The organism is Burkholderia sp. F1 (assembly GCF_050813845.1).
In the GTDB taxonomy this organism is placed as follows: domain Bacteria; phylum Pseudomonadota; class Gammaproteobacteria; order Burkholderiales; family Burkholderiaceae; genus Burkholderia; species Burkholderia ubonensis.
In genome coordinates, this window is the sequence record NZ_CP172421.1 from 1,712,946 (window position 1) to 1,733,451 (window position 20,506).

The 20,506-nt window shown below is 69.4% G+C and carries 14 protein-coding genes and 2 tRNA genes; 9 read left to right on the forward strand and 7 right to left on the reverse strand.

Annotation, left to right across the window (positions count from 1 at the left end):
- Positions 1-14 precede the first annotated feature (14 nt).
- From ACFIMZ_RS08230 to ACFIMZ_RS08270, 9 genes are read left to right on the forward strand one after another with little or no spacing between them, the layout of a single operon-like run.
- Positions 15-2,150, forward strand: coding sequence for a TonB-dependent receptor domain-containing protein (locus ACFIMZ_RS08230; RefSeq protein ID WP_431822185.1), 2,136 nt, complete (start codon positions 15-17; stop codon positions 2,148-2,150).
- 59 nt (positions 2,151-2,209) lie between these two features.
- Positions 2,210-3,382: an isochorismate synthase gene (locus ACFIMZ_RS08235; RefSeq protein ID WP_431822186.1), complete on the forward strand. Its 1,173-nt coding sequence runs from the start codon at positions 2,210-2,212 to the stop codon at positions 3,380-3,382.
- Entirely contained in the window at positions 3,382-4,995 is a 1,614-nt protein-coding gene (locus ACFIMZ_RS08240; protein ID WP_431822451.1) for a (2,3-dihydroxybenzoyl)adenylate synthase, read from the forward strand. The genes ACFIMZ_RS08235 and ACFIMZ_RS08240 overlap by 1 nt, the downstream gene beginning before the upstream one ends.
- Before the next feature lie 57 nt (positions 4,996-5,052).
- Complete coding sequence (locus ACFIMZ_RS08245; protein WP_431822187.1) at positions 5,053-5,928, forward strand: isochorismatase family protein; 876 nt, start codon at positions 5,053-5,055, stop codon at positions 5,926-5,928.
- Positions 5,925-6,245: a DUF2218 domain-containing protein gene (locus tag ACFIMZ_RS08250; protein ID WP_431822188.1), complete on the forward strand. Its 321-nt coding sequence runs from the start codon at positions 5,925-5,927 to the stop codon at positions 6,243-6,245. Before ACFIMZ_RS08245 ends, ACFIMZ_RS08250 begins: the two co-directional genes overlap by 4 nt.
- Positions 6,246-6,294: 49 nt before the next feature.
- On the forward strand, positions 6,295-10,206 hold the full coding sequence (locus tag ACFIMZ_RS08255; RefSeq protein WP_431822189.1) for an amino acid adenylation domain-containing protein: 3,912 nt from the start codon (positions 6,295-6,297) through the stop codon (positions 10,204-10,206).
- A gap of 31 nt (positions 10,207-10,237) precedes the next feature.
- Entirely contained in the window at positions 10,238-11,014 is a 777-nt protein-coding gene (locus ACFIMZ_RS08260; RefSeq protein ID WP_431822452.1) for a 2,3-dihydro-2,3-dihydroxybenzoate dehydrogenase, read from the forward strand.
- A 34-nt stretch (positions 11,015-11,048) separates the two neighbouring features.
- Positions 11,049-12,152 (forward strand): 3-deoxy-7-phosphoheptulonate synthase, encoded by a 1,104-nt coding sequence (locus ACFIMZ_RS08265; protein WP_431822190.1) that lies wholly within the window; start codon positions 11,049-11,051, stop codon positions 12,150-12,152.
- 52 nt (positions 12,153-12,204) lie between these two features.
- Complete coding sequence (locus tag ACFIMZ_RS08270) at positions 12,205-13,500, forward strand: MFS transporter (RefSeq protein WP_431822191.1); 1,296 nt, start codon at positions 12,205-12,207, stop codon at positions 13,498-13,500.
- Positions 13,501-13,536: 36 nt separating this feature from the next.
- On the opposite strand, the gene ACFIMZ_RS08275 is transcribed toward ACFIMZ_RS08270, so the two are convergent.
- The 7 genes from ACFIMZ_RS08275 to ACFIMZ_RS08305 form a co-directional block, all read right to left on the reverse strand.
- A tRNA-Leu gene (locus tag ACFIMZ_RS08275) sits at positions 13,537-13,623 on the reverse strand.
- A 525-nt stretch (positions 13,624-14,148) separates the two neighbouring features.
- Positions 14,149-14,982 (reverse strand): AraC family transcriptional regulator, encoded by an 834-nt coding sequence (locus ACFIMZ_RS08280; RefSeq protein ID WP_431822192.1) that lies wholly within the window; start codon positions 14,980-14,982, stop codon positions 14,149-14,151.
- A 324-nt stretch (positions 14,983-15,306) separates the two neighbouring features.
- Complete coding sequence (locus ACFIMZ_RS08285; protein WP_431822193.1) at positions 15,307-15,921, reverse strand: aminotransferase class IV; 615 nt, start codon at positions 15,919-15,921, stop codon at positions 15,307-15,309.
- Between the two features lie 273 nt (positions 15,922-16,194).
- Positions 16,195-16,593: a bleomycin resistance protein gene (locus ACFIMZ_RS08290; protein ID WP_431822453.1), complete on the reverse strand. Its 399-nt coding sequence runs from the start codon at positions 16,591-16,593 to the stop codon at positions 16,195-16,197.
- A 232-nt stretch (positions 16,594-16,825) separates the two neighbouring features.
- Positions 16,826-18,172, reverse strand: a complete 1,347-nt coding sequence (locus ACFIMZ_RS08295; protein WP_431822194.1) for a M16 family metallopeptidase — start codon at positions 18,170-18,172, stop codon at positions 16,826-16,828.
- Positions 18,169-19,470 carry a M16 family metallopeptidase gene (locus ACFIMZ_RS08300; protein WP_431822195.1) on the reverse strand — a complete coding sequence of 434 codons (1,302 nt, stop codon included), beginning with the start codon at positions 19,468-19,470 and terminating at the stop codon, positions 18,169-18,171. The genes ACFIMZ_RS08295 and ACFIMZ_RS08300 overlap by 4 nt, the downstream gene beginning before the upstream one ends.
- A gap of 729 nt (positions 19,471-20,199) precedes the next feature.
- A tRNA-Leu gene (locus ACFIMZ_RS08305) sits at positions 20,200-20,286 on the reverse strand.
- Positions 20,287-20,506 lie beyond the last annotated feature (220 nt).

Consider the following 20,506-nt stretch of genomic DNA (forward strand, 5'->3'; position numbering starts at 1 on the left):
GCGAAAGCGTCATCATGTCGAGTCACGTTGCGAAGTTTGCGTTGAAGCCGGCCGTCGTCGCCGGTCTGTATCTGATGGGGGTATCCTGCGCGTGGGCGCAGACGCCTGACAAGCAGGGCGATGCCGCCGCGTCGGCCGCGTCCGGCGATCCGGCGGCGATGAAGGAAATCGTCGTGACGGCGAGCCGCCGCGAGCAGGCGATCAAGGAGGCGCCCGCCAGCATCTCGGTGATCACCCGCGACGAGATCGAGGCGAAGCCCTATACGTCGGTCGCCGAGATCGTCAGCAAAGTCGAGGGCGTGAGCGTTGTCGGCGGGTCGCCGAACGACCAGGACATCTCGATTCGCGGGATGCCCGGCGAATACACGCTGCTCCTCGTCGACGGCCGCCGGCAGAACACCCGCGAAACGATGAACCGGGGCACCGGGGGCGTGCAGTCCAACCTGCTGCCGCCGCTCTCCGCGATCGAGCGGATCGAGGTCGTGCGCGGGCCGATGTCGTCGCTGTACGGCGCCGACGCGATGGGCGGCGTGGTCAACGTGATCACGCGCAAGGTGCCGAAGCGCTGGGGCGGCACGCTCACCGCGAGCAGCGTGTGGCAGCTCGAGTCGAACCAGGGCGATACGCAGAGCGTCGATTTCTGGCTCGGCGGCCCGCTGAAGTCCGACGTGCTCGGGCTGCAGGCGTCCGGGCGCCTGCTGCACCGGGGCGAGGACAACATCTACTACCCGGCGAGCGGCGCGAACGGCGCGAACGGACAGCGCATCGGCAGCTTCGACGTGAAGCTGTCCGCGAAGCCGACCCGCGATCAGGACATCAGCGTGAACGTCGGCCGCGAACAGCTCACCTATCTCAGCACGCCGGGCAAGAGCGAGGCGCCGCTCACGCCGCGCACCGCGACCTCCGCGATCACCGAGACGCGCCACGTCCGCGACTACTGGGGCATCACGCACGACGGCCGCTGGGGCTTCGGCAACACGACGCTGTCGCTGTACGGCGAGCGCGGCGTGCAGGACCAGTGGACGCCGGTGGGGCGCTCGCCGGTGAAGCCCGCGCTGACGGATACGATCCTCGAAGGCAAGGTCGAAGTGCCGTGGTGGGGCGAGCGCAACATCCTGACCATCGGCGGCCAGCACATCTGGTCGCGGCTGTCGGGCGTCGGCAGCCAGGACGCGGTGCCGAAGGGCCACGCGATCAATTCTGACCGCATCTCGCGCAACGCCTGGGCGCTGTTCGGCGAGAACGAGTACTTCTTCAACGACCGCTTCACGCTGACGACCGGCGTGCGGCTCGATCACGACGAGCGCTACGGCAGCCACGTGAGCCCGCGCGTCTACGGCGTGTACAAGCTCACCCAGGCGTGGACGGTGCGCGGCGGCGTGTCGACCGGCTTCCGGCCGCCGTCGCTGCGCCAGAGCACGGGCGGCTACTGCATGACGTCGGGCGGCGCGGCGGGCGCGGTGCCCGGCACGCTGTGCGGCAACCCGGACCTGAAGCCCGAGACCAGCGTGACCGAGGAGCTCGGCGTGCGCTACGACATGGGCGACACGTACGCGGGCCTGACGCTGTTCAACAACCTGTTCAGGAACAAGGTCACGAGCTACGACACGGGTGTCGCCGATCCGCGTTCGCCGGGCCGCAACATCTACAAGTACGACAACATCGACCGGGTCAAGCTGTACGGGCTCGAGCTCGGTGCGGGCACGCGCGTGTCGCGCACGGTGAGGGTGTCGGGCGCGTACACGCTGACGCAGTCGCGCCGCGAAGGCAACGGCGAGAAGGCATTCAACGGCGGCTCGCTCGACGGCCAGCCGCTCGACAAGACGCCGAAGCACAAATTCAACGTGCAGGTCGACTGGACGCCGACGCCGAAGCTCGACCTGTATGCGGCGGCCAACTACATCGGCAGCGAATACTGGGCGGCGTTCCGCAATGGCGCGCAGGGCGTGCGCGAGCGGCCGTCGACGACGACGTTCGACCTCGGCGGCCGTTACCGGATCGACAAGCGCTTCTCCGTCAATTTCGCGGTGCTGAACGTGACCAACAAGATGGTTCCGGTCGACGACCGCACGCGCGCGAACGGCGTGAGCGGCAACTGGCTCGTCGACCAGGGCCGCCGCATCGCGGTGAGCCTCACGGCCGAAATGTGACGGCGCGGCCGGCGCCGCACCGACATGCCGCCGGCCCATTCAATCTGGAGGTCAATCTCATGAACATGGTTTCCCGTCCTGCGACGCTGTTGGCACCCCTAAACATCTGGGAGGTCTATCGTCCCGATACGCCGCTGTTTCTCGCGACGCCGGCCCATGCGCTGCTCGCGACCGACGCGGCGGACGCCGTCCCGCACGCCGATACGCCGCTCGCGTCGCGCGTCGCGGATGCGCTGCGCGATGCCCGCGCGAATGGGCACGCCGGCGCGGCGGTCGTCGGCGCGGTGCCGTTTGACGTCGATGCGCCCGCCGCGCTGAGGGTTGCGCGCACGCTGCTGCGCGCCGGCCCGCTCGGTTCGCTGCGCGGCCCGGCGCCCGCGGCGACGCGCCATGCGACGCGCGCGGTGCCGTCGGCGGACGTCTACGGGAACGCGGTCGCGCGAGCTGTCGCCCGCATCCGCGCGGGCGAGCTCGGCAAGGTCGTGCTGGCGCGCACGCTCGAGATCACCGGCGAACGGCCGGTCGACGTCGCGCCGCTGGTCGCGCGGCTCGCGGCCCGCAATCCGCACGGCTATACGTTCTCCGTCGATCTGGGCGCCGGCCGCACGCTGCTCGGCGCGAGCCCGGAACTGCTCGTGAGCCGCTTCGGCGGCATCGTGCGCGCCAATCCGCTCGCGGGCTCGGCGCCGCGCAGCCCCGATCCGGTCGAGGATCGCCGCCGCGCGGACGCGCTGCTCGCATCCGTAAAGGATCGCGACGAGCATCGGGTCGTCGTCGACGCGGTGCGCGACGCGCTCGCGCCGTTGTGCCGGCGTCTCGACGTGCCAGTGCGTCCGTCGCTGATCCACACCGAGACGATGTGGCACCTGTCGACCGAAGTGCGCGGCGAAACCGACGCCGACGCGCTGACGCTCGCGCTCGCGCTGCATCCGACGCCGGCCGTCTGCGGCGCGCCGCGCGCGGCCGCCCGTGCGTGCATCCGCGACGCGGAGCCGTTCCACCGTGGCTTCTACGCGGGGATGCTCGGCTGGGTCGATACGCAAGGCGACGGCGAATGGGTGGTGACGATCCGCTGTGCGGAGGCACACGATCGCACGCTGCGGCTCTACGCGGGCGCGGGCGTCGTGGGCGAATCGACGCCCGAAGGCGAGTGCGCGGAGACCGCCGCGAAATTCCGGACGATGCTCGACGCGCTCGGCGTGAGCCACGACGTCGCGCCGGAGGCCGCATGATGCGCGCGCACGGCACGCCGTGGCCGGATGCGTTCGCTGACGCGTACCGCGAGAAAGGCTACTGGCGCGGGCAATCCTTCGCGCAATGGCTCGACGAGCGCGTCGCGCGGCATGGCGAGCGCATCGCGCTCGTGCAGGACGACATCCGCTGGTCGTATCGCACGCTCGCCGACGAAGCGGCGCGCGTCGCGCGCGCGCTGACCGCGCGGGGCATCGCGCCGGGCGACCGCGTCGTCGTGCAGTTGCCGAACTGCGTCGCATTTTTCGCGGTGACGTTCGCGCTGTTCCGGCTCGGTGCGCTGCCGGTGTTCGCGCTGCCCGCGCATCGGCGGCGCGAAATCGGCTTCTTCTGCCGGCATGCGCAGGCGGTCGCGTACGTCGCGGCCGAGCAGCACGATGGCTTCGATTACCGGGCGCTCGCGCGCGACGTGCAGGCCGACGCGTCGACGCTGCGGCACGTGCTGTTCACGGCGCCCGGCAACGCGAACCTCGCGCTGGCCGACGCGCCGGCGCACGTCGCGCTGCCGCCCGAGCCGGCCGCGGGCGAGGTCGCGTTCCTGCAACTGTCGGGCGGCAGCACCGGCACGCCGAAGCTGATCCCGCGCACCCACGACGACTACCTGTACAGCGTGCGCGAAAGCGCGCGCATCTGCGGGCTGAGCGAGCGCAGCGTCTATCTCGCCGCGCTGCCGGCCGCGCACAACTACGCGCTCAGCTCGCCGGGCTCGTTCGGCGTGCTGCACGCGGGCGGCACGGTCGTGCTGTGCGACGGCGCAAGCCCGGACGTCGCGTTCCCGCTGATCGAGCGCGAGCGCGTGACGGTCGTCGCGCTCGTGCCGCCGCTGGTGCCGGTATGGCTGGCGGCCGGGGAGCGGCGGCGGGACGCGCTCGCGAGCCTCGAACTCGTGCAGGTCGGCGGCGCGCGCTTCGACCCGGCACTCGCGGCGCGCGCGGCGGACGGTTTCGGCGCGCAGCTCCAGCAGGTGTTCGGGATGGCCGAAGGGCTTGTCAACTACACGCGGCTCGACGATCCGCGCGAGTCGGTGATCGGCACGCAGGGGCGGCCGATCTCGCCGGACGACGAGATCCGCATCGTCGACGACGACGACCGTCCGGTCGCGCCGGGCGAGGTCGGCCACCTGCTGACGCGCGGCCCGTACACGATCCGCGGCTACTACGAAGCGGACGCGCACAACGCGCGCGCCTTTACCGCGGACGGCTTCTATCGCACCGGCGATCGCGTGCGGGTCACGGCCACCGGACATCTGATCGTCGAAGGGCGCGCGAAAGACCAGGTCAACCGCGGCGGCGAGAAGATTCCCGCCGAGGAGATCGAGCACCTGCTGCTCGCGCACCCGGGCGTCGTCGATGCGGCGCTCGTGCCGATGCCCGATCCGTATCTCGGCGAGCGCAGTTGCGCCTACGTGATCCGCGGCACGCCTGCGCCGGGCGCGGCGGAGCTGATCCGGTTCGTGCGCGAGCAGGGTGTCGCCGCGTTCAAGGTGCCGGACCGGATCGAATTCGTCGACGCGTTCCCGGAGACGCCCGTCGGCAAGATCGACAAGCGCGCGCTCCGCGAGCGCATCGCGGCGCAATTGACCGCGGCGGCATGACCCAAGCGCGGGCGGCACGCATCGCCCGTGCATCGATAATTTCAACAGCACTCCATCATGGCCATTCCGAAGATTCCTTCCTACCCGATGCCGGCCGAGCTGCCGGCGAACCGCGTGACCTGGCGTTTCGAGCCGACGCGCGCCGCGTTGCTCGTGCACGACATGCAGGACTACTTCCTCGATTTCTACGATCGCGACGCGGCGCCCGTGCCGGCGCTGCTGGCGAACGTGCGGCGCCTGATCGACCTCGCGCACGCGAGCGGGATGCCGGTCTGCTACACCGCGCAATCGGCGGCGCAGACGCCCGAGCAGCGCGCGCTGCTGACCGACATGTGGGGGCCCGGGCTCACCGCGCATCCGTCGCGTGAATCGATCTGCGACGCGCTCGCGCCGGCGCCGGGTGACACCGTGCTCGACAAGTGGCGCTACAGCGCGTTCCAGCGCTCGGATCTCGACCTTCTGTTGAAGGAGCAGGGGCGCGACCAGCTCGTGATCTGCGGGATCTACGCGCACATCGGTTGCCTGATGACCGCGTGCGATGCATTCATGCGGGACGTCCGGCCGTTCTTCGTCGCCGATGCGCTCGCGGACTTCTCCGAGCGCGAGCACCGGATGGCGCTCGACTACGTGGCGGGGCGCTGCGGCAAGGTCGCAACCACCGGGGAACTCGTCGGCGCGGCCACGGGCGACGCCGCGAAGGCGACGCTCGCGGAGATCGCCGCGCAGGTCGCGCACAGCCTGCGGGTGCCGGTCGCCGATCTGCGCGCGGGCGACAACCTGCTCGACTGCGGGCTCGATTCGGTGCGCATGATGATGCTCGTGGAAACCTGGCGGGCCGCCGGACACGACGTCACGTTCGTGCAGCTCGCGGAGCAGCCGACGCTCGACGCGTGGACGCGTCTGCTGCAGCGCCCGGCGCAGGTGGCCGCATGACGGCGCGCCCGATCCCGGACGCGCAGCCGGCGCCGTTCGTCAGCACCGCCGAGCTCACGCTGGCGCAGGCCGACCGCGTGCTGTTCAAGCTCTGCAAGCACTACGCGATCAAGGTGCCGGTCGTGTTCGACGAGCACCGCGCGACGGTCGATTTCCCGTATGGCGTCTGCCGGATGGTGCGAACCGACGACGTGCTGAGCCTGCGCTGCGAGGCCGACGCCGCGGACAAGCTCGAACAGATCCAGTACGTGATGGACGAGCACCTGGCGCTGATGTCGCGCAATCCGCAGCTCGTCGTCGCGTGGCGCCGCGCGTGACGCGCGAGGCCCGTTTCCCGTTCAACGATTTCTCGTGGCAAACCCCTTCATGCAACTCGAAGACCGACCGGTGCGCGCAACGTCCGCGCAATACGGAATCTGGGTCGCGCAGCAGGTCGATCCGGACGATCCGGGCTACCTGACCGCCGAGACGATCGAACTCGACGGCCCGCTCGACGTCGCCGCGCTGACCGCCAGCGTCGAGACGGTGCTCGATCACGCGGATGCGCTGCACATGCGCTTCGCGTGGACCGACGACGCGCTGTGGCAGTGGCGCCTGCCGCCGTGCGCACGGCTGCCGCTCGTCGATTTTTCCGCGGAGCCCGATCCCGCGCAGGCCGCGCGCGCATGGATGCGTGCGTCGCTGTCGATCAGCTGCGACGTGACGGTCGATCCGCTGTACCGCACCGCGCTGCTGCGGCTGTCGCCGACGCGGCACTGGTGGTATCTGCAGGTTCACCACATCGCGCTCGACGGTTTCGGCTACAGCCTGCTCCAGCAGGCGGTCGCCGCCCGCTACAACGCGCGCGTCGCCGGCGCGGCGCCGCCCGCGTTGCCGGACTGGCGCATCGATCGCGTCGTCGACGCGGAGGCGCGCTACCGCGCGACCGGCGGTTTCGACGCCGATTGCGCGTTCTGGCGCGCCCATCTGCGCGACGTGCCGGCGCCGCTTGTCCTCGCGCAGCAGCAGGAGGTCGGCACGGACGCGTTGCGCGAGACGCTCGCGCTCGACGGGGCTCGCGTGCACACGCTGCGCGACGCCGCCGAGCGGCTCGACGTCGACTGGAACGCGTGGCTGCTGTGCGCGATCGGCATCTGGCTCGCGAAGCAGGGCGGCCAGCGCGATCTGACGTTCGGCCTGCCGGTGATGAACCGTCTCGGCACGCCGGCGCTCGGCGTGCCGTGCATGGCGATGAACATCGTGCCGTTTCGCGTGCACGTCGACGCCGACCGGTCGCCGCGCGCGTTCGCGGCCGACACGGCCGGGCGGCTGCGCGCGATCCGTCCGCACCTGTACTACCGGTACGGCTGGATTCGCGGCGACCTCGGCCTGCTGGAGCGCAACGCGTTCCTGTTCAATCAGGCGGTCAACGTGATGCCGTTCGAGCGGCAGGTCGCGTTCGACGGGCTCGCGAGCGATACGTGCGCGGTCAGCGGCGGCCCCGTGAAGGATTTGAACGTGACGGTCGCGGTGCGCGCCGGCGCGTGGCACATCACGCTCGAGGGCAATCCGAACGCCTACGACGCGACGCGGCTCGCCGCGTATGCGCGCAGCCTCGCGGACTGGCTGGATGGGTTTGCCGGGCACGCACCGGACGCACCGGTGGCGCCGCTGCTCGGCGATCTGCCGCCGCCGTCGATCCTGCGCGGCGCGCCGCTCGCCGGGCCATACCCCGACGTGCTCGCGCTCGTCGCCCGCATCGCGCGGGAAGCGCCGACGCGCACCGCGATCGAGGCGGGCGCGCGGCGCATCGACTACCGCACGCTGCTCGCCGATGTCGACGCGCTTGCGGCGGCGCTCGCCCGACATGGCGTGACGCGCGGCTGCCGCGTGGCGCTCGCCGCGCCGCGCGCGCCGGACGTGATCGCGGCGATGCTCGCGGTGCTGCAGGCCGGCGCGGTGCTCGTCCCGCTCGACCCGGACGGCCCGCCGCAGCGGACCGCGGCGATGCTCGCCGACGCCGCGCCCGCGCTCGTGATCACGCGCGGCGCGTATCGCGCGTGCGCGGGCAGCCTGCCGACGCTGGATCTCGACGCGCATCGCGCACCCGCGGCACGCAGCGCAGGCGACGGAGCCGGCGCGGCATCGTGCACCGACGCCGACCAGCCTGCATACCTGCTCTACACGTCCGGTTCGACGGGCCGCCCGAACGGCGTGCTGGTCGGGCGCGGCGCGCTTGCGCAGTTCGTCGCGAGCACGCGCGAGCTCTATCGCGTCGGGCCCGACGACAAGGTGCTGCAGTTCGCGCCGCTGCACTTCGACGCGAGCTTCGAGGAGATCTTCGTCACGCTGTGCAGCGGCGCGACGCTCGTGCTGCGCGACGACGCGATGCTCGACTCGGTCGACGCGTTCGCGGCCGAGGTCGAGCAGCGCGGCATCACGGTGCTCGATCTGCCCACCGCGTACTGGCATGTGCTCGCGCATGCGCTCGACGCCCGCCACGCGGAGCAGCTTCGAAACGTGCGCCTGACCATCATCGGTGGCGAGGCGGCGCTGCCCGAGCGGATCCGGCGCTGGCGCGGGTGGCTGCCGGATCAGGCGTTGCTGAACACCTACGGGCCGACCGAAGCGACGATCATCGCAACCGCCGCTTGCGTCGGCGGCCCGGGCGCGGTCTGGCAGGACGGCGAGCCGGTGCCGATCGGCACGCCGCGCGCGGGTGTCGACGCGCGGATCGTCGACGCCCGCGGGTATCCGGTCGCAGCGGGCGGTTCGGGCGAACTCGTGCTGAGCGGCGACGCGCTCGCGCTCGCGTATCTCGACAATCCGGCGCTGACGGCGGAGCGCTTCGTGACGCTGCCCGGCAGCGGCGTTCGCGCATACCGGACCGGCGATCTCGCGACGCTGCGCGACGGCCGGCTCTGCTTCGACGGCCGCATCGACCATCAGGTGAAGATCAGCGGCGTGCGCATCGACCCGCGCGAGATCGAGGACTGGCTGCTGCGCTCGCCGGACGTGCGCGAGGCGGCGGTCGTCGCATTGCGCAGCGACGCGGGCGCGACGACGCTTGCGGCGTTCGTCGCCGGGACCGACGACGTCGCCGCGCTGCGCGCGCGGCTGGCCGACGCGCTGCCGGCCGCCGCGATTCCCGACGTGTGGCGCGTGCTCGACGGCCTGCCACGCAACGCGAACGGCAAGACCGACCGCAACGCGCTGCTGCGGCTCGCCGCGCAACGGGACGCGGCGCCGGACGACGATCCGCAGACCGGTGAACTGGCGCGGCGCGTGATGCGCGTCTGGCGCGACGTGCTGGGCGAGGTCGCGCTCACGCCGGCGTCCAATTTCTTCGACGTCGGCGGGAAGTCGCTGCAGGCGATCCAGGCCAGCGCGCGGCTCGCGACCGAGCTCCAGCGTGACGTGCCGGTGTCGATGCTGTTCCGGCACGCGACGGTCGACGCGCTGGCGGCCGCGCTGCAAACGCCGCTCGCGTACCGGCCGCGCACCGCGCACGACGCGTTCGCGCCGCATCTCGCGATCCAGGTGGGGCACGCCGGCGGCCCGCGGCTCATCTGCCTCCATCCGGCCGACGGCCTCGCATGGAGCTATCTGCGGCTCGCCGCGCATCTGCCGGATGTCGCGCTCGACGGCCTGCAACTGTCGGTCGAGGACACGCGGCACGCCGCGGATTTCGACGCGCTCGTCGCCACCTACGTGCAGCGCGTGCGCGCGCTGCAGCCGGACGGGCCGTACCACCTGCTCGGCTGGTCGCTCGGCGGCGCGCTCGCGCACGCGGTCGCCGCGGCGCTTGCGCGCGACGGCCAGGCGGTCGGCCTGCTCGCGCTGATGGACAGCTATCCGGCGACCGCATGGGCGGCGCAGCCGCAGCCGGCGCCGGGCGACGCACTGCGCATCCTGCTCACGGTCAACGGCGACTTCGACACGGCCGACCTGTCCGACGACGCGTTGCGCCAGCGGTTGTTGCGGGCGAACAGCCCGTTCGCAGCGCTCGGCGCGGCGGGGCTCGAAGCGTTCGCCGACGCGACGCTGTGGCAGATGCGCCTGTTCCGCGCGGCACGCACGCCGCGCTACGACGGCGCGCTGCTGCTGTTCAACGCGGCGCGCAAGCGGCCGGACCTGCCGGTGCCCGACAGCTGGCGCGCCCATCTGGCGGCCGACGCGTTGACGTGCGTCGCGCTCGACTGTTCGCACGACGGGATGTCCGATCCCGAACCGATGGCGGCGATCGGCGCCGCGCTGGCGGAACGGCTCGCCACGGCAACCGTCGCCGGCTCTTTTTGAGGAATTCGAATCGATGAATGCACAGGCAGGAATGACCTTTCCGGGTACGGTCGCCGTCGTGAGCGGCGCGGCCCAGGGTATCGGTGCGGCCGTCGCGCGCGCGCTCGCCGCGCGCGGGATCGAGGTTGCCGCGTTCGACGTCGACGGCGATGCGCTTGCGCGCCACGCGGCCGACAGCGCGGCATTCGGCGCGCGGATCCATCCGTTCACGGTCGACGTCGCGGATGCGGCGGCCGTTCAACGCGCGGTCGCGCGCGTGGAGGAGACGGTCGGTCCGATCGGGATGCTCGCGAATGTCGCGGGCGTGCTGCGGCTCGCGGCGGCGACGTCGCTGAGCGACGCCGACTGGGCGCACTGTTTCGCGGTGAATACGCACGGGGTGTTTCACCTGTCGCGCGCGGTCGCGCAGCGGATGGTCGCGCGCCGCGCCGGCAGCATCGTGACGGTCGGCTCCAACGCGGCGCTCGTGCCGCGCATGCAGATGGCCGCGTATGCGGCGTCGAAGGCGGCCGCGCACCAGTTCACCCGCTGTCTCGGGCTCGAGCTGGCCGGGCACGGCATCCGCTGCAACATCGTCGCGCCGGGCTCGACCGACACGCCGATGCAGCGCCAGCTCTGGGACGGTCCGGCCGGACCGGCGGGCGTGATCGCGGGTTCGCTCGACACGTATCGCACGGGCATTCCGCTCGGCCGCATCGCGGCGCCGGACGACGTCGCCGAAACGGTGCTGTTCCTGCTGTCCGACGCGTCGCGTCACGTCACGCTGCACAGCCTGTGCGTCGACGGCGGCGCGACGCTCGGCGTCTGACTATGTTCCGCCTCCTTTTTCCGGAGCTTCATCGATGAAACAGATCTCCGCCGAAATCGCACAGGGGGCGGCCGGCACCTATGCCGAGCCGCCCCGCGACGAACGGCTGTGCGTCGGCATGCGGCTGCCGGCGCCGGACGTACTGCGCCGCGACCTGCCGGCGTCGGTCGCCGCGCGCGCGACCGTGGCCGCCGGCCGCCGGCAACTGCGCGCGATCCTCGAGCGCCGCGACGCGCGCCGCATCGTCGTCGTCGGTCCGTGCTCGATCCACGATCCGCAGGCGGCGCTCGACTACGCGCGGCGGCTCGCGCGGCTCGCGCATGCGGTGCGCGACGCGTTCTGCGTGGTGATGCGCGTGTATTTCGAGAAGCCGCGCACGACGGTCGGCTGGAAAGGCCTGATCAACGACCCGGGCCTCGACGGCAGTCACCGCGTGCTGGACGGGCTGCATGCCGCGCGCAGGCTGCTCGCCGACATCAACGCGCTCGGGCTGCCTGCGGCGATCGAGGCGCTCGACGTCGTCACGCCGCATTACCTGTGCGATCTCGTGAGCTGGGCCGCGATCGGCGCCCGCACGACCGAGTCGCAGGTGCATCGCGAGCTGGCGTCGGGTCTCGCGATGCCGGTCGGCTTCAAGAACGGCACCGATGGCCAGGTCGACGTGGCTGCGCACGCGATGCTGGCCAGCATGCGGCCGCATACCTTCATCGGCATCGACGGCGCCGGCGGTCCGGCGCTGCTGCACAGCGACGGCAATCCGCATGCGCACCTCGTGCTGCGCGGCGGCCGGCACGGGCCGAACTACGACGCGGCATCGGTGGCGGCCGCGGTCGAGACGCTGCGCGTGCAGCGCTTGCCGCCGAATGTGCTGATCGACTGCTCGCACGCGAACTGCGGCAAGCAGGCCGACCGGCAGCTCGCGGTGCTCGACGACGTCGTCGGGCAGATGTGCGCCGGCAGCGACGCGATTCGCGGCGTGATGCTCGAGAGCTTTCTCGAAGCGGGGGCGCAGCCGCTCGGCGGTCCGCTGCGCTACGGCTGCTCGATCACCGACCCGTGCCTCGGCTGGGACGCGACCGAGGACGCGCTGCTGCGCTCGCGCAGCCGCTGGCTCGCGCGGGACGGCCGCGCCGGCTGACGCCGGCGTCGGCGCGCGCTGCGCGCCTTCTTCAACCCACTACGGAATGGACATGTCGACGACTTCCGCCGAACCCCTGCAAGCGCCGGCCGATGCCGGCCCCCGCTACCTGCCGCTGCTGCTCGCGAATCTCGCGATGGTGGCCGGCACCTACGCATTCGTCGCGATCGCCGGCCCGCTGGCGCGCCGTATGAACCTCGAACCCCTGCATATCGGCGCCGTCATTGCGAGCGTCGGGCTCGTCTGGATCGCCGCCGCGCCGCGCTGGGGGCGCGCGGCGGACGCACGCGGCCGGCTGCCGGCGATGCGCGCGTCGATCGTCGGATTCGTCGTCAGCTTCCTGCTGCTGGCCGGCTATGTCGGCTGGGCGCTGCATCGCGACGGGGCGGCCATGCCGCCGATCTGGGCGAGCTTCGTCGCGCTGCTGGCGACGCGCGCGGCGATGGGCGGCTGCTATGCCGGCCTGCCGGTCGCGGCGACCGCGTGGATCGCGGACCGGACTGCGACCACCGGGCGCGCGGCGGCGCTCGCGCGGTTCGGCGCGGCGGGGGCGGTCGGGATGGTGATCGCGCCGCCGCTCGCGGGTTGGCTCGCCGGTTATGACATGACGCTCGCGTTCGTGGTGTTCGCGCTGCTGCCGCTCGCGGGCCTGCCGGGGCTGCGCCGCTTGCGCGACGACGGGCCGCGGCTCGCGAGGCACGCGCCGGCGCGGCTGAAGCCGACCGATCCGCGGCTGCGCCTGCCGTGGTGGAGCGCGTTTGCGCTGTACAGCGTCGTGATGATCGCGAACAGCGCGCTCGGCTTCTACGTGATCGATCGGCTGCAGGTCGGCGCGCGCGACGCGTCGGCGGTGGTCGGCTATGCGCTCGGCAGCGCGGGCGTCGGCCTGATCGCGATGCAGTCGCTCGTCGGGCGGCTGCGGCGGGTCGCGCCGCAGCAGTGGCTGCGCTGGGGCGCGCTCGTCGGCGGCGTCGGCTTCGTGTCGGTGCTGGCGGTCGAGCCTGCGCAGCCGTTGCTGATGTGCGCGAGCTATCTGGTGGCGGCGTGCGGAATGGGCGCGGCGTTTCCGGCGGTCGCGGCGCTCGCGAGCACGCGGGTCGAGCCGCACGAGCAGGGCGCGTGCGCGGGCGCGATGTCGGTCGCGCAGGGGCTCAGCATGGTGGTGGCGCCGCTCGTCGGCAACGGGCTCTACGAACTGCATCCGGCTGCGCCGTTCGCGGCGATCGGGGTGGTGCTGGCGGGGTGTTCGTCGGGACATGGCGGGGAGCGTCTGGGGGTAGCGCCGCGCGTCGGTGGGAAACGAACGCGCCTGCTTGTGCGGGCGCTTTGCTTCCTGGCGCGGAAATGAAAAAGGCCGGCATATAGCCGGCCTTTCAAAAACAGATGGTGCCCAGGAGAGGACTCGAACCTCCACGGTGTTGCCACCGCTAGGACCTGAACCTAGTGCGTCTACCAATTCCGCCACCTGGGCACGTTTCGCTTGGTGCTGCATCGCGAAAGAATGCAATTATAGCGGGTCCGTAGGGGCTGTCAACACTATTTCGGTATCGGGCGAAAAATATCTGAGCGACAGCCAAGCACTCGCGGCCGACGTGGATGAAGCCGTGACGCTACTGCTCGACTGGGCCGCGTCGCCGGACCCCAAGGTTCGGCGGTTCGCGTCGGAGAACAGGCGACCACGCGGTGTGTGGAGCGAACACATCCCGCAACTCAAGACCAACCCCGAGATCGCTTAGCCGTTGCTTGAAGCGCTCAAGGCCGACGACGCACGTTATGTGCAGGATTCGGTTGCCAACTGGCTGAACGATGTCAGCAAGACGTCGCCCGCATGGGGGAGTCAGCTTTGCGTGCGATGGGGGCGTCCACCGATCGTATCGTCGATAGGACCCTGCGGACGCTGCGCAAGAAGGGCGCGCGTAGCCGGTGACAAAAGACAGTCAGGCGCGAGCGAGATCGCGCTGACTTCCGGCATGACGTGTGGTGCGCGAAAACTTGCCTACTTCAGCGGCATGCAGATGCGCGTCTGCAACTGGGCGGGCGGCGTGGTGCGCGGATCGTTCAGGTATTGCTCGAACATGGGAAAGTCCGCGGGCACCATGCCGCTGCCGGGCAACCATTCGGCGAACATCCAGTTATACGGCTTATCCATCTCGTTGTACGGCCCGGTGTAGGTGAGGATCGCGCAGCGGACAGCGGGAATCTCGAAGCGTTCCAGTTCGTCGCCCAGGTCGGTGTCTGGCGTCACCGATACGCCCGCCATCGAGCGCAGCTGGCTGGCCGGCACCTGCTCGGGATCGTCGAAATACACGCCGAAGCCGATGGCTTCGGAACGGGCCAGGCCGCGGCTGGCGGCAAGCATGAAGACGCGGGTGAAGACCGGGCCGATTTCCTGATAGCTGCCGCGGTGCGGCAAGGCGGCCAGCGTGGCGCCGGGGAAGGTTTCGATGGTGATGGGGTACATGCCTGGCTCCTTGGGGTCGAAGGGACGGGAGCGGGCCGCGCGGTAGCGCCCCGGCGAGATGCCGAAGGTGGCGCCGAACGCGCGGTTGAAGGCCGCGTCCGACTCGTAGCCGGCTCGCTGCGCAACGTCGCGCAATGACGCCCCGGTCGCGCCCAACGCGACCGCCGCGCGGTGCATGCGGATGCGCTGCACGGTGGCGTTCACCGTTTCACCCATCATCGCGCGGTAGACGCGATGAAAGTGATACGGCGACAAGCAGGCGAGGTCGGCCAGCAGATACAGATCCGGGTCGGCGTCGGGGTTGCTTGCCAGCCAGCGCAGGACGGGATCCATGCGGCGGGCGTGTTGGGTGCGGGTTTGGGGTTTCAATTGCGGGCTCCTTGGGGAGCAATGTAGTTTTGGCGGGTTTGCAGATTTTGCGGTTTTTCGGGAGAACGGGGGGCACGTTGACTTCCGCACGGAGGGGGGCGAGCCGAGGCCATCCCGACCATGCACGGCCAAATCAAACGGGAGTCGATAGGCAAGACAGCGTCCGCGAAGGCGACATGACAGACCACGGCGGCGTGGTCACCCAAGGCTTCGCCAACCGGTCGAAAGATCGCCGGCCTGGGACACCTGGTGAGCTGCGCGAAGCGCAAGGGCATTTTCCCCATCGTCGAGGTGGTTGTGGGCGAAACCAAATGACGATACACATCACGGCGCGACGGGTGGCTCCGCTTCATTCGTGCGATGCAGCAGGGTGCCGGACGACGGTGCGTCGGGCAGCGTTGCCGTGCCGAACTGGCGCACGGCGACGCCCGGCGTCCACGAATTCATGACGACGGCGCCCGCCATCGCGCGGACGTCGTCAGGCGTCAGTTCGCGATCGTGCTGCGCAACGCCGAGGCGTGCCAGTTGCCGGCGCACGATACGCATCGTGACGCCGCCGAGCATGCCGGCCACCGGCCACACGACTGCGTCGCCATCCCGGAACGCGAGGTTCCGGATCGAACCCTCGCTGACTCGTCCATGACGATCGACGAAAGCCGCATCGTCGAAACCCTGCGCGACCGCGCGGCGCAGGAAGTGCGTCTTCGCGACTTCGCCGACGTGCTTGATCTCGGGCAACACGCGCTCGTATTCGAACAGCGCGAGATCGAGCGGGCAGTCGGGCTCCGACGACGGCGGCACGGTGCGGACCAGCACGTCGAGCGCTTCGTCGTTGCGCGCCGCGACGAATTCACCGGTCGTCGAGTGAACGGTCGCCGTCAGCGACAGCGCTATCGCCCGACGTCGCGCTTCGCGACCGGCTCGCAGACGAGGTCGCATCGACGCATGCGTAAGGTAGTCGTGCTGCGTTTTCGGAAACTGGGCCAGGTTTGCTTCCGACCCGGTGGGTGGCGGGCGGGGCGAATGCCAGCGAAGCGTTGGGGCTTGGCCTCGACCTTATAGCAAGTCCGCCTCGTACGGGCCGCGGGGTAGGGAACGACCGCCTTTTCCCCGATCTTCAACCGCGCATTCGGGACACGGCTCATGTCGTCGGGCATGCGGGCGCGACGAACGGGATCACGCGACATCCGGCCGACTTCCTGGGCCCCCGTATCACTCGAGTGCTCTTTCGCCAAGGATTTCGCAAAAGCGCAGCAAATAGCCGTCGGGATCTTGTACGAGTACCTCGCGTTGCCCGGACTGCACGTCGCCAACGGGATACCAATGGTCGGTCGGTTCGCGATAAAGCGGTACACCCGCTATCCGTAGGCGTTCGCACAAGGGCGCAATGGAGCGAAGTTCCATCTGCAGGTTGATGCCGCGCCCGAAGGGCGGGATGAGTTCGCCGACGTGCCCGGCATCGTCGTCATTCGCATCGTACTGTTCCAGCATCAACTGGACCCCTTCCTGCTCCAGATAAGCGAAGTCGGGTTCGCTGCGGCGAAAGCGTACGTGGAAACCGAGCAGCCGGGTATGGAAGTCCAGCGAGTGGTCAAGGCGACGGACGATCAGCTAGGGGACCATGGGGTTCCAATAGATATCGTGCATCTGCGTCGTCTTCCTTGAAAAGTACCGTCGATGAACGACGCGCTGCCTGCGCGCGCGGTGTTGGGTAACGCCGCGACGCATGAACGGCAGGTGATCATGGGTGGCGGCAGGTCTTCCGTCGGGGAAAACCTGTCTACGGGATGGCAATGACCCGGCCGGAGCCGGGTCGGGAGGGGGCGACAAAGCGGGGCGACCGCTACATCTCCGCAAACGTCCCCGCCTGCACCAGCATCATCTTGCTGGGGTCCAGGTACTTGCGGATGGCGGCGTTGACCTGTTCCACGGTCAGGGCGCGGACGCGCTCGGGGTAGGTGTCCAGGTCGCTCAGGGGCTGGTCCTGGAGCACCGTCTGGGTAAGCATGTGGGCCATCTGCCCGGTGGTTTCCATGGCGACTTGCCGGCGACCGATCATGCCGTCCTTGCGTGCATCCAGTTCCGCCTGGGTGATGCCTTGTTTCCACCAGGCGTCCAGGACGCGGCGGGTGCTGGCGACGCCTTTGTCCAGCAGTGGCGGGGCGAAGTTGGTGTTGATGACAAAGCCACCGTCCATGAGGGAGAGGCCGGACAGGCTGGCGCCGATGCCGTAGGTCAGGCCTTCCTTGTCGCGGACGGTCGCCATCAGGCGGCCGGTGAAGCCGCTGCCCAGGACGTCGATGGCCGCACTCAGGGGCAGGTAGTCGGCGTCGTTGGCGCGCAGGTCGATGGCCTGCCCAAACGCCACGCTGATGGACGCCTTGTCCTTCATGGCGATGCGCTGCGTGTCGGCCTGACTTGCCTTGCGTGCCGGCCCCTGCCGTACGAGTGCCTTGCCGCCGCTCCAGCCCGCGAAGGCCTCGGTCACCTTGGCCGGCAGGCTGCGAGGGTCCGCACCGCCCACCACGACCAAGGTCATATGCGCCGGTCCGTAGTATGTTCGATGAAACGCCTTGATGTCCTCCAGCGTGGCGGCCGCAATGGCCTGGAGCATCCGCTCACGCGGCACCGGGGCGTTGACGTGCGCCTCGGGGTAGATGGCGAGGGACAGCGCGTCACGGGCCCGTGTGCCCGGAGCTTCCCAGCTTTGGCGGACGCTGGCCTCCAGCAGTGTCTTGGCCTTGGCCAGTTCCTCGGCCTTGAAGGCCGGCGAGCGCAACTGCTCGGCCATCAGATCGATCAGGGTCGGCAAATCCCTGGTCAGGCTTTTGCCGCGGATGCCGACGTACCCCCCCGCGGTGTGGAACGACAACTGGGCCCCCAGGCTATCCAGCAGCCCGGAGATGGCCACCTTGTCGCGGCGGGTGGTGCCTGCCTCCAGCAGCATGCCGGTCAGCAGTGGCACTGCGGGATTGGCCGCCTTGCTCGCCGCGTCGGCATCGCCCAGAGGCATCACCCCGGAAAGGGACACCATTTCCTGCGGCGCCATGGGATAGACCAACAGGTCGATGCTGCCGGCCCGGGAGCGCACCACGCGATCGGCGATGCCCGCCTGAGCCATGACAGGCAACCACAGCATGGCCAACACCACCACCCATGGCCGCAGGTATTTGAAACGAACGCGCATCATGCCGACTTCTCCGGTACGAACCAGCCGGTCGTGCTCTGGTCTTCATTGAGGTACTTGCGGGCCACCCGCTGCACGTCGGCGGGCGTGACCTTTTCCAGTTGATCCAGCTCGGTGACGAACAGGGTCCAGTCGCCCTGCGCGACCGCCTCGCCCAACAGGGCGGAGGTCTTGCTGACACCGTCGCGCTTGTAGATCTGCTCGGCCCGGTAAGGACCCAACACCCGCTGGATATCCTCGCGAGTCACGCCTTGGGTCTTGATGCGTTCCAGTTCGGCCCAGGCGATTTTCTCGGCCTGGTCGTGTTTGGCGTTGGGCGCCAGATTGACAGTGACCAGGAACGGCCCGGGATCGCGCAGCGCATGGAAGCTGGCTCCGGCATTCGTGGCAACCGCGGTGTCCACCAGCGTGCGATACAGCGGGCTACCCTTGCCTTGGCTCAACACCAGGCCCAGCACGCTCAGCGCCGCCGCATCGGGATGCAGGGCGTTGGGCGCCTTGAAGGCCATGATGAGGGTGCCGGTTTCGCCGGCCCGCTTGAGCACCACACGCCGTGGCCCCTGTTGAGGAGGTTCCTCGGTGGTCATTGCCGGGATGGCCTGGGGTGCGCGCGGAATGCCGCCGTAGTACTGCTTGACCCAGCCCAGCGCTTGCGCGGGCTGGAAGTCACCTACCAGGATGACCACCGCATTGTCTGGCCAGTAGAAGGTGTCATAGAAGCTGCGCAGCTTGTCCACGCTGGCATGCTCGATGTCGCTGCGCCAGCCGATGGTGGGATGGTGGTAGGGCTGCGCCTGGTAAGCGGCGGCCATCACCTGCTGGAACAATGCGCGGACAGGATGGTTCTCACCCCGCTCATACTCGTTGCGCACCACCGTCATCTCGCTGGCCAGGTCCTCCGGGCGCAGCAGAAGGTTGCGCATGCGGTCGGCTTCGATGGCGATATAGCCCTCCAGCGCATGGCGCTCCAGGGTGCCGAAGTAGTTGGTGCGGTCCATCGAGGTGGTGGCGTTGAAGCTGGCGCCCACCCGCTCCAGGTAGACGTTCACCGAGTTGCCTTGTTCTTTCGTGTAGTTCCGGCTGCCCTTGAACATCAGGTGCTCCAGCAGGTGGGTGCCGCCGGTGGTGCCGGTGGCCTCGTTGCGCGAGCCCACGCGATACAACACCTGGAAACTGACCACCGGCGCGGCAGGGTCGGGCACGGTGAGCACGGTAAGGCCGTTGGCGTCCAGGCGGTATTCGTCGATACCGGCCAGGGAGCGCACGTGGGTAAAGCCCGGTACCTCGGCGGATTGGGCCATCGCTGTGCCTGCTATCAGCAGGCACAGCGAGAACCCTGTACGTATCAAGCGTGGTAATGACATGAAACGTCCTTTCTTGTGAGCAGGATGAACGTGACGGGTTGGGAACTGGCCGGTGTGACCGGCGGGGAGGGGCCGGGCGCATTTTAGCGACGGTGTGCCCTGACATGCGGCGGCAAGAACTGATTACGTACGTCCAGACAGGCCACTCGGCCGCGAGCGCTTGTCCGTGTGGCCGGAAAACCTTGGTCGTTATCGACAAGGGGAGGGCGCGGTCGAACTCGTACTGCTCGCCCGGGATCACGGTGAGGTTGCGGCTCCAGCGCCTCGCGGCGCTGGCCGCGATATCCGATGCGACATGGCATCGGGTTTATCGTGGAATGAGACGAGTTCGAGCTTTCGTGGCAAAAGCGAAGAAAGCACTGTCCAATGGCAAATGAGCCTGCAGCCGCGCATTTCCAGCGGACGATGAGTCCGGAGCGAAGGAAACGCGCCGGGGTGTTGACTGCCGATGGGTGGCGGGCTATCGGGGTGGTTGATCATTGACGGATGATCATCGACTTGGACGAAACAAGAATCCGCACCCTCGAGCAGGTGCGCGCCGTGCTCGACGGCATGCAGACACTGGATTTCGGCCCCGCGGTCACCGCGCAAGCGCGTTGTGCGTGGATCGTGACGGGGCATGGAAATGAAAAAGGCCGGCATATAGCCGGCCTTTCAAAAAACAGATGGTGCCCAGGAGAGGACTCGAACCTCCACGATGTTGCCACCGCTAGGACCTGAACCTAGTGCGTCTACCAATTCCGCCACCTGGGCACGTTTCGCTTGGTACTGCATTGCGAAAGAACGCAATTATAGCGCCCCATTTATTCATGTCAACGCTTTTTTGCATTGCATCGAACCGGGCCGGCCGGCGGGCGAACGCAGCGCGTCCGCATCGTTTGCGACACGGCCGGGTGTTAGAATGGCCGCCAACAATATAGACATGTCTAAATCGGCATGGTCGTATTGATGCCGCGCACCATCAGCCATCGCA

Excerpts from the sequence above, each read along its gene's own strand:
- ACFIMZ_RS08270 (WP_431822191.1), top strand. The coding sequence starts at position 12,205 with ATGTCGACGACTTCCGCCGAACCCCTGCAAGCGCCGGCCGATGCCGGC.
- ACFIMZ_RS08235 (WP_431822186.1), top strand. The coding sequence starts at position 2,210 with ATGAACATGGTTTCCCGTCCTGCGACGCTGTTGGCACCCCTAAACATC.
- ACFIMZ_RS08250 (WP_431822188.1), top strand. The coding sequence starts at position 5,925 with ATGACGGCGCGCCCGATCCCGGACGCGCAGCCGGCGCCGTTCGTCAGC.
- ACFIMZ_RS08300 (WP_431822195.1), bottom strand. The coding sequence starts at position 19,470 with ATGGCCCAATCCGCCGAGGTACCGGGCTTTACCCACGTGCGCTCCCTG.
- ACFIMZ_RS08285 (WP_431822193.1), bottom strand. The coding sequence starts at position 15,921 with ATGCGACCTCGTCTGCGAGCCGGTCGCGAAGCGCGACGTCGGGCGATA.
- ACFIMZ_RS08240 (WP_431822451.1), top strand. The coding sequence starts at position 3,382 with ATGCGCGCGCACGGCACGCCGTGGCCGGATGCGTTCGCTGACGCGTAC.
- ACFIMZ_RS08265 (WP_431822190.1), top strand. The coding sequence starts at position 11,049 with ATGAAACAGATCTCCGCCGAAATCGCACAGGGGGCGGCCGGCACCTAT.
- ACFIMZ_RS08295 (WP_431822194.1), bottom strand. The coding sequence starts at position 18,172 with ATGATGCGCGTTCGTTTCAAATACCTGCGGCCATGGGTGGTGGTGTTG.
- ACFIMZ_RS08260 (WP_431822452.1), top strand. The coding sequence starts at position 10,238 with ATGACCTTTCCGGGTACGGTCGCCGTCGTGAGCGGCGCGGCCCAGGGT.
- ACFIMZ_RS08245 (WP_431822187.1), top strand. The coding sequence starts at position 5,053 with ATGGCCATTCCGAAGATTCCTTCCTACCCGATGCCGGCCGAGCTGCCG.
- ACFIMZ_RS08230 (WP_431822185.1), top strand. The coding sequence starts at position 15 with ATGTCGAGTCACGTTGCGAAGTTTGCGTTGAAGCCGGCCGTCGTCGCC.
- ACFIMZ_RS08255 (WP_431822189.1), top strand. The coding sequence starts at position 6,295 with ATGCAACTCGAAGACCGACCGGTGCGCGCAACGTCCGCGCAATACGGA.